This window comes from Bathymodiolus japonicus methanotrophic gill symbiont (assembly GCF_019721995.1).
Taxonomy (GTDB): domain Bacteria; phylum Pseudomonadota; class Gammaproteobacteria; order Methylococcales; family Methylomonadaceae; genus Methyloprofundus.
This window is the reverse complement of sequence record NZ_BLYC01000020.1, coordinates 53,991-62,381: the sequence shown is the minus strand read 5'-3', so window position 1 is coordinate 62,381 and position 8,391 is coordinate 53,991. Positions and strand designations below refer to the sequence as shown.

Annotated in this window: 12 protein-coding genes and 2 pseudogenes; 6 read left to right on the top strand and 8 right to left on the bottom strand. The window is 46.0% G+C overall.

Translation table 11 applies throughout. From position 1 onward, the window contains the following. Positions 1 to 249: 249 nt before the first annotated feature. Positions 250 to 1,251 (bottom strand): hypothetical protein, encoded by a 1,002-nt coding sequence (locus K6984_RS20380; protein ID WP_221897177.1) that lies wholly within the window; start codon positions 1,249 to 1,251, stop codon positions 250 to 252. Here K6984_RS20380 and K6984_RS34335 point away from each other — a divergent pair. From K6984_RS34335 to nadE, 3 genes are all read left to right on the top strand, one after another. After that, positions 1,229 to 1,357, top strand: a complete 129-nt coding sequence (locus tag K6984_RS34335) for a hypothetical protein (RefSeq protein ID WP_263458596.1) — start codon at positions 1,229 to 1,231, stop codon at positions 1,355 to 1,357. The two genes, K6984_RS20380 and K6984_RS34335, sit on opposite strands and share 23 nt — an antisense overlap. A gap of 27 nt (positions 1,358 to 1,384) precedes the next feature. Then, positions 1,385 to 1,513, top strand: coding sequence for a hypothetical protein (locus tag K6984_RS34330; protein WP_263458677.1), 129 nt, complete (start codon positions 1,385 to 1,387; stop codon positions 1,511 to 1,513). 345 nt (positions 1,514 to 1,858) lie between these two features. Continuing rightward, entirely contained in the window at positions 1,859 to 2,692 is an 834-nt protein-coding gene (gene nadE / locus K6984_RS20375) for an ammonia-dependent NAD(+) synthetase (protein ID WP_221897176.1), read from the top strand. Here nadE and K6984_RS34325 read toward each other — a convergent pair. The 4 genes from K6984_RS34325 to K6984_RS20360 all read right to left on the bottom strand — a co-directional run bounded on the left by K6984_RS34325 (position 2,689) and on the right by K6984_RS20360 (position 4,786). Then, entirely contained in the window at positions 2,689 to 2,820 is a 132-nt protein-coding gene (locus tag K6984_RS34325) for a hypothetical protein (RefSeq protein WP_263458816.1), read from the bottom strand. The two genes, nadE and K6984_RS34325, sit on opposite strands and share 4 nt — an antisense overlap. 200 nt (positions 2,821 to 3,020) lie before the next feature. Beyond that, positions 3,021 to 3,206, bottom strand: a complete 186-nt coding sequence (locus tag K6984_RS20370; RefSeq protein ID WP_221897175.1) for a CbtB domain-containing protein — start codon at positions 3,204 to 3,206, stop codon at positions 3,021 to 3,023. Between the two features lie 2 nt (positions 3,207 to 3,208). Continuing rightward, the gene (locus tag K6984_RS20365; RefSeq protein ID WP_221897174.1) at positions 3,209 to 3,931 is read right to left on the bottom strand and encodes a CbtA family protein; all 723 of its coding nucleotides are present in this window, start codon (positions 3,929 to 3,931) and stop codon (positions 3,209 to 3,211) included. A 24-nt stretch (positions 3,932 to 3,955) separates the two neighbouring features. Continuing rightward, positions 3,956 to 4,786, bottom strand: coding sequence for an outer membrane protein assembly factor BamD (locus K6984_RS20360; RefSeq protein ID WP_221897173.1), 831 nt, complete (start codon positions 4,784 to 4,786; stop codon positions 3,956 to 3,958). Between the two features lie 102 nt (positions 4,787 to 4,888). Here K6984_RS20360 and rluD point away from each other — a divergent pair, with 102 nt between their 5' ends. Next, positions 4,889 to 5,842, top strand: coding sequence for a 23S rRNA pseudouridine(1911/1915/1917) synthase RluD (gene rluD, locus K6984_RS20355; protein WP_221897172.1), 954 nt, complete (start codon positions 4,889 to 4,891; stop codon positions 5,840 to 5,842). Continuing rightward, positions 5,820 to 6,545: a peptidoglycan editing factor PgeF gene (gene pgeF / locus K6984_RS20350; protein WP_221897171.1), complete on the top strand. Its 726-nt coding sequence runs from the start codon at positions 5,820 to 5,822 to the stop codon at positions 6,543 to 6,545. The genes rluD and pgeF overlap by 23 nt, the downstream gene beginning before the upstream one ends. Here pgeF and K6984_RS20345 read toward each other — a convergent pair. The 3 genes and pseudogenes from K6984_RS20345 to K6984_RS20335 form a co-directional block, all read right to left on the bottom strand. Beyond that, positions 6,526 to 6,918 (bottom strand): hypothetical protein, encoded by a 393-nt coding sequence (locus tag K6984_RS20345; protein WP_221897170.1) that lies wholly within the window; start codon positions 6,916 to 6,918, stop codon positions 6,526 to 6,528. The genes pgeF and K6984_RS20345 overlap by 20 nt on opposite strands. 61 nt (positions 6,919 to 6,979) lie before the next feature. Then, positions 6,980 to 7,130: pseudogene (locus K6984_RS31470) on the bottom strand (IS1595 family transposase); the annotation flags it as partial. Positions 7,131 to 7,502: 372 nt separating this feature from the next. Then, positions 7,503 to 8,218: pseudogene (locus tag K6984_RS20335) on the bottom strand (IS701 family transposase); the annotation flags it as partial. Positions 8,219 to 8,235: 17 nt separating this feature from the next. Here K6984_RS20335 and K6984_RS34320 point away from each other — a divergent pair. Continuing rightward, on the top strand, positions 8,236 to 8,364 hold the full coding sequence (locus K6984_RS34320; RefSeq protein WP_263458596.1) for a hypothetical protein: 129 nt from the start codon (positions 8,236 to 8,238) through the stop codon (positions 8,362 to 8,364). Positions 8,365 to 8,391: the final 27 nt, after the last annotated feature.

Here is an 8,391-nt window from a genome sequence, read left to right as displayed (position 1 = left end):
GTTTCCTTGAAATTACTTTTAGTGTTATTGAATGTCTTTTCAATCGCTGAAAATCATGGAAACGTAGCTTAGCGAAGTGGTGATTTTTAGTCCCTGATAGGCGACAGGGCAATTCGCTGATTCGACGTGTGCTAGCAGCACGCGAGAGGAGCAAGAATTGCATTCCGAATAGCCGTCCAGCCAGTGAGGTAGTAATGACGAAGCGGCTTTTGTGCGTAGTCGTTGCGGACGCAGGGCGCTCAGGGCATCTCACATCCGCTGCGTAGGTGAACGAATTATGGCGACAGGAGTCCCGGAATTTCGTGAGGTAGCATGGCGCGCCTGCGTCCATCGCTTGAAATACAGCATGGCAATGGTTCCAGGGTTAATAGTCATTGGCAAGGTTGTCACAAACCGGTGAAGTTTTCCGGTTTCTGGATCACGGTAATCCACCACGTTAAATTTGATGCCCTTGTTTTCGTACACACTGTATGCTTCAACCCCTGTATTGATCTCATGGCGGGAGTCAAAAGGGATAGACTCAACCAGAGTCGCAATTGAATTCTCTTTTAGCATTGAAATCATGCAATTAGCATGTCGTTTCTGCCGATCCCACCAGACAAAGTCGGTGACGGCTTTATCGTAGACATAGAGATGTTTCTGAGAGCTGTTATTTCCCTTGTTTTGCTTTTCAATATGATCTCGTAACACAGGTATTTCTTGATGCCTCTGAGTTCCGTTTGTCACCAGACAAAGAAATCTGAGCAACCCACTTCTGAGATTCAACGCGTAAATCCCCCCGGCCGCATAAACTTTCCCCTTGCTGTTTTTTTCAGTATGGCAGGCATGATCAATAAAATGTCCATCCGCTGCTTCTATGGTGTATTCGTCAAGTTCTGGGAATGCTTTAAGATAATCAATGCCTTGCGATAGCAGTGTTTCAGCGTGAAGATGATAGCTCTGCTGTTCAAATGCCTCAAGCATACTTGTTCGTCTATGCGACTTCAGTGATTTAAAATACGTTGAGTGGGGAAGCAGCTGGCCATAAATCTGTTCATTGGTTTGGAGGAAATGGCGACCACTATCGACTACACTGATACAGCGTAATAACCCAAGGCGAATAAAGTCGATATCCTTCAACTCTGGGCATGAACGAGCCCACAAAGGATGACGCTCTGCTAACAGGGCACGTTCCATACTTTCATTGCAGTGTTGGTGAATATGTTCAGAGATCGGGGAGTCGCTATTTTTGCGAAAGCTTGTTTTGGGCATCCCAGCCCAAGCAAGCAGCAAAAACTTAACGCGACCACTTATGCCTCCGGCGGCCCCGATTCGTCCTCGTCACCTCGTCCCGACCCAACAAGGGGTCGGAACATAGGCTCCAAATGACTTGACGCCGTGTCGGATGGCCTTTTATTTTGTCTCCACCTTCGCTAACGCTCAGACTCCGACAAAACAACGGCCCTACGGCTATCGCGGACTAAAAATCTTCACTTCGCTAAAGCTCCGTTTCCAGGATTTTCAGCGGTGGTAGGTCTTTAAGCATGGGTGATATCCGTTTATGAGGTGATTAAAACGGAAATTTTTAGAAAACCTTTTTCGGCAATTGCAAGCTTTATTTGAAATTATTTGTTGTTTTTTTACGGTGCCTACAGAGTGTCTATTTGCTGTTATAAGTGATTAAAATCAAAAATATGGAAATATTCGAGTGGTGCTACCTTCAGGTAGGTTATAGGCTGCTTTGTTTAGGTACTTCTTCTTTCAATGGGAACACTGATGAATATTTTAGCACTTATGCCCGCTAACTCAGATACAATTAATCGTAAAATATAATAACGCTTCCAAGCTACCAGACCCACTAGCCTCGTTAATAGACCCCATGAATCAAAAAGACATCATAGAAGAAATGAAAGTGCTTCCGCAGATAGAGCCTGAGTTTGAAGTTCAGCGACGTATTGATTTTATCAAGCAGCAACTGAAAAGCTCCGGCCTGAAAAAATTATTATTAGGTATCAGCGGCGGCATAGATTCAGCAACTTGTGGCCGCCTGGCACAATTAGCGATTGAACAGTTAAATAAAGAAGCACATAGTAGTGAATACCAGTTTATCGCAGTACGCCTGCCTTACAATATTCAAGCCGATGAAAGTGATGCGCAACTGGCCATAGAATTTATTCAACCTGGGCAAAATATGACAATAAATGTGCATGCTGGTGTTGATACTATTCACGCAGAAACATGTCGGGCAATAAATGCTACAGGACTGCAGATCGCATCCGCTGAAAAACTGGATTTTAGTAAAGGCAATGTCAAGGCCCGCGCTCGCATGATTGCTCAGTATGAGATAGCTTGCTTAGTAGACGCGCTAGTTATTGGCACCGATCATTCGGCTGAAAATATCACGGGGTTTTTTACTAAATGGGGCGATGGTGCTTGTGACCTCGCGCCGTTGTTTGGCTTGAATAAACGTCAGGTAAGATTACTCGCTAAAACTTTGGGTGCCCCTGAACTATTGATAACAAAAGCACCTACTGCAGACCTTGAGGATCTGGCGCCAGGTAAAACCGATGAACATGCACTGGGATTAAGTTATGATCAGCTGGATGATTTTCTGGAAGGGAAGCCGGTTGTTGAAAACGTAAGTCGATTAATCATTCAGACCTTTCAGCATACGCAACATAAGCGCCAGCCTATTCCGACTCTATACGATTAAGTCTTAATTGCTGGCGCGCAATTATAGCGGACGCTGAAAATCATGGAAACGGAGCTTAGCGAAGTGGTGATTTTTAGTCCCTGATAGGCGACAGGGCAATTCGCTGATTCGACGTGTGCTAGCAGCACGCGAGAGGAGCAAGAATTGCATTCCGAATAGCCGTCCAGCCAGTGAGGTAGTAATGACGAAGCGGCTTTTGTGCGTAGTCGTTGCGGACGCAGGGCGTTCAGGGCATCTCCTATCCGCTGCGTAGGTGAACGAATTATGGCGACAGGAGTCCCGGAATTTCGTGAGGTAGCATGGCGCGCCTGCTGAAGTCCGCTCTACATTAATGACAGGGAAATGCAACGCTATGGCGGGTATCATGTGCAGCATTATGCGCTATATCCATAGGCGCAAATCCCACGCTAAATAGAATAACAAGTCCAAGAGCTGCCGCAGCAAACAGCTGCAGACTCTTTGTAGCAACAACTGGAGCGCTATGTTCCAGTGAAGCAGAGTTATTAGTATGCATATCTAAGCCTTAGTAAATTTTGAAGATTGTAAGGACGGCACAGCATCAATAAATTTGTGGTTTAAAAAGCCGGTGCTAGCACCGATTATAAACCATAGTAAAGCATTGGCGATACTGGTTTGCAGAACAAACTGGTGCCATAACTCGGTTAAGACCGCTATCGTACCTGGGTCTGGGTGATTAAAGCTATGAATTTCAGCTGTCGGAGCACCGATTAAATGCGGCAATATTATCAGTATCAGCCCCGCGCCTTTATAGTATCGCGAACTAAATGCAAGCACCGCCAGGCCAATTACAGTGAGGCTGACTGTCAGCAGCCACCAGTTCTGGCGCTGTGCTAACTCTGCAGCGTCCATACCCGGAATTTCAGGTGGCAAGCCTAAGCCAGGGGCAACAAACACCGATAAATAAGCCGCCATCCCCCAGGCAATTCCTTTTAATGTCGAACTGGAGCCACGGAAAACCATGGCGCTAGCGAGTATTAGGCTGTAGGCCAGCGCCATCAGGAAATTCGCCAGCAGAGTATACACACTGCGCTCAATACCATCCTCTGGCTCCCAGGGTTCAAGCTGCTCTAGCATACCTGAATCTATCGGCTCGGCTATCTCATACAGTTCAGCAGAAAAAATGATCGGATTGACCAGGTACCATTGATAAATACTAAAGCCGACACTTGCAGCAATCGCACTCAAACAGGAAATCAAGAAAATTTGACGAAAATACATAGTAAAATTGATTAAAGATTTAAGTTATCTATCGAACGCAAAAATGCTCCAGATAAAAGGGACGACAACAACATCGCTGGAATCTGCTTCAGGGAGCACAGGACCGTCAGGGTAATTATAGGTATAAATTTCTGTGCTCTCATCGGCAAGGCCATGAAGTACTAAAATTTTATAGGCCTTAATCTGAATTTCCAGCGCATAAGGAACTGCCGGCGTACCCTGATAATGCTGTAAAATATAGTTAGTTCGATTTGCCGCAGCAACATAGGCCTCGCGGCCCATATAGAAACGCGCAACATGCAACTCATGTCTGGCCAGTGCATTTTTCAGGTACACCATGCGTTGCTTTACATCGGGGGCATATTGACTATACGGAAAGCGACGTAAGAGTTCTTCAAAATTCAGATAAGATGTCTGGGTAAATAATGAATCGCGCTGGGTTGCATCTGAGGGAATATAGCGATCAATAAAGCCCAGCTCGCGGTTAAAATTAACTAGCGCCTTTAAATAGTAAGCATAATCAACATCCGGATGACGCGGATGCGTTTTAATAAAGCGATCGGCAGATGCTAGTGCCGCTTCGGCATCACCATTTTTATAATAAGCAAAAGTCAGATTTAACTGTGTTTGCGCTGAATGTGCGCCAAATGGATAACGCGAGTCAAGCTGCTCTAGAGTGACAATTGCTTTTTTATAATTCTCATTTTCAAGCTCTAGCTTACTTGCAGCAATAAATTGCTCTACTGTCCAACCGACATATTCATCTTCTTTTGTTTCATTAGTAAAAAAACTGCACGCCTGTAGAAGCAGAGATAAACAAAGGATAAATGCTAATTTATGGAAAAATGATGGCATAGTTGCAACAACACGTTGTAAGATTTACTGCGTTTTAAAAAATAAGCATTATTGTAAAAGAATTTGGTGTAGATAAGTACAAAATTAGGAAAGAATTATTATATGGCGATATTAACAGCCGAAGTCCCTTTAGAATTAGCAGGCAAGCGATTAGACCAGATTCTGGTGGAAATTTTCCCTGACTATTCTCGAAATAAATTACAGTCCTGGATTAAAGCCGGGCGCGTCACCGTTGATGCCGAGCAGCTAAAGGCAAAAGATCGCCTGGTCGGTGGAGAAGAGCTGATACTCGATGCTGAAGCCGAAGAAGTGACTGAATATCTGGCAGAAAACATTCCTCTGGATATTATTTACGAAGATGATGATATCTTAATCGTAAATAAGCCCGCTGGTTTTGTTGTACATCCTGGCGCAGGCAACTGGAGCGGTACATTACAGAATGCCTTATTGTTCCACTTGCCAGATGCAGTTACTATCCCGCGCTCTGGTATCGTGCATCGTATAGATAAAGACACCAGCGGCTTATTAATGGTTGCCAAGACCCTAGCCGCGCATCACAGCCTGGTTGAACAGTTGCAAGCAAGAACAATTCATCGTGAATATCTGGCCATTACCATAGGCCGCATGACCGGCGGCGGAACACTTGATGAGCCTATAGGCCGGCATCCTAGTGACCGTAAAAAATTTGCCGTGCGGGATAATGGCAAGCCTGCAATAACGCACTACCGGGTGCTAGAGCGGTTTTTACGCAATACCTTAATACAGGTCAAACTGGAAACCGGGCGTACCCATCAGATCAGGGTTCATATGGCTCATTTGCGCCTGCCCCTAGTGGGCGACCCAATGTACAGTGGCCGATTTCAAATGCCCAAAGACTGTGGTACTGAATTAGAAAAAGTACTGCGCAATTTTAAGCATCAGGCCTTACATGCTGAAAAACTGGGTTTAATTCATCCGCGTACGGGTGAGTATTGCGAATGGCAGTTACCCGTACCCGATGATATGCAGGAATTATTAAGCGCGCTCCGAGTTAATGACACACTGGATCACAGCTGATTGGCCAGCTCCGGCTAATATTAATGCAGTCACTACATTAAGAACAGGCGGTATCAGTCAGGGGGAGTTTAGCAGCTTAAACCCGGCAGACCATGTTAATGATAAGGTGCAACATGTTTTAGCCAACCGGCAAAAGATCAACGCCATGCTGTCGCTGCCGGCTGAGCACGTCTGGTTGCGACAAACGCATAGTATTCAAGCTGTCTGTGCAGATCAGGTAACGGGAATTCCAGAAGCCGATGCCAGTTATACCATGCAAAGTAATATCGTTTGCACCGTACTGACTGCTGACTGCCTGCCTATCTTATTGTGTGGCCTGCAAAGAACAAGTATCGCCGCGATTCATGGCGGCTGGCGAGGACTTTTAAATGGCATAATTGGAAGAACGCTGTGTAAAATGCCGGGCGGTGAATTTATGGCATGGTTAGGGCCAGCCATCAGCGCGCAAAGTTTTGAGGTGGGTGATGATGTGCGCAATGCTTTTATCAATAAATCCGGGCAATTTACAGCCGCCTTTACAGATCATGCCGATGGTAAATATTTAGCCGATATTTATCAGCTTGCACGGATACTGTTAAACAATGCCGGCATCCAGCAGATTTATGGCGGCCAATATTGTACGGTGCGAGAGTCTGAGCGGTTTTTTTCCTATCGGCGCGATGGTCTGACCGGGCGAATGGCAACTATGGTCTGGAAGGCCTAGCTAGTTTGAACTCACTTGTTGTTGGCTTTTTAGTTAAAAAAACATATACTGCCTTCAATAAAACTGCGCCCATGTCCTCCGCGGTGTTGTGGACGCTGACCAGACGGTAAATTAGGGTCAGAGCCAAGTGCTTTTTACGTAGAAGGATTTCTACCATGCCGACGCTGAAAATCATGGAAACGGAGCTTAGCGAAGTGGTGATTTTTAGTCCCTGATAGGCGACAGGGCAATTCGCTGATTCGACGTGTGCTAGCAGCACGCGAGAGGAGCAAGAATTGCATTCCGAATAGCCGTCCAGCCAGTGAGGAAGTAATGACGAAGCGGCTTTTGTGCGTAGTCGTTGCGGACGCAGGGCGCTCAGGGCATCTCCCATCCGCTGCGTAGGTGAACGAATTATGGCGACAGGAGTCCCGGAATTTCGTGAGGTAGCATGGCGCGCCTGCAACAAGCGTTTTGTGGTGTTTCCCACGCCCCTCTCCCTGTGTTGCACCACCAATGAAGGTTTCGTCCACCTCGAACCATCGCTGGACGTAGCTTGTGTAGCATAAGGAACGCGGTGTCGTAACGTTTGATACCAAGCTGCCTCATCAGGAAAAAGATGTTGAAACTCTAGCAAAGTTTGAGGGTAACCTGGCATTTGTCTGGCTATACTTTAAACCCTTAACCTGTGTCAGCCGGATAGGCATGATTCGTTCTATCAATATATGTGCAACCGCTTCTTTACAAGCCCTCTGAGAGCATAGCACCTGAAACAAAAAGGCTCTCAGTGTCACTAAGGGAGTGAAAACTGTGCTAAGAACATCCCCGGAATGATGAATAGCCTCAATTAATCTATCAGGTAATAGCCCTTTAAAAGGAAGGTCATTGAGTTGAAAAAAGGTATTTTTAAAAGATCTAATTTGTAAACGGAGGCTTAATCGTCTAAAAATTTTTTAACTGAAGTTTCTTAGAAATTCATCAAGGAACCATTCGCAATAAAACGGCTACCACCGAATTTACAGGGGAGCTGCTGTATTTGGGGCAAACCCTTTCAAAATCCGGATCCAAAGCCGCTTCGGCAATGATGCGGCGGATATCTGAAAAGGCGAAACTGGCTCGCCCCTTCACTTTGTGCCGACGTTCCGGATCGGTTTTTAAACGATCCGCGTAAATCCACGTCAGCGTTGTTGCCATCATACAGAAGTTCAAATGGTTGGTCACTGCCTGCGCATTTCGACACTGACTTTTCTGACTCCCTATGTCTTGCTTGAGCTCTTTGAGCCCGGATTCGATTTTCCATCGCGCACCATAATACTCAATAATCTGTGTGACGGATAAACTTAGATCGGTCGTAAACAAAGCAATCCACTGTGTGCGACGAAACACCCAGACAACCTGAACGGGTCGTTTCAATGTTTTCAGCATGACAACGCGACTATAAGCCCTGACTTCACGCTGTTTTCCATAGAGATTCACGGTATACGATCGGCCTTTTGTTGTACTGTTTTTGCCATGTCTGTGGCTGACCTCAGACGCTGCCCGTACTTTTTATTCCGCCCCCTCTGCTTGGGTTTTCTTTTTTCTGGACGATCGTACAGTACATTATTGCACCTTAACCTAGAGAGAATATTAAACCGGCTTCCGATAGCTTTGTAAACAGGCTTCCATGGGCCATTGTTGCCAAACCAGCTATCTCGGGGAGTCGCTATTTTTGCGAAAGCTTGTTTTGGGCATCCCAGCCCAAGCAAGCAGCAAAAACTTAACGCGACCACTTATGCCTCCGGCGGCCCCGATTCGTCCTCGTCACCTCGTCCCGACCCAACAAGGGGTCGGAACATAGGCTCCAAATGACTTGACGCCGTGTCGA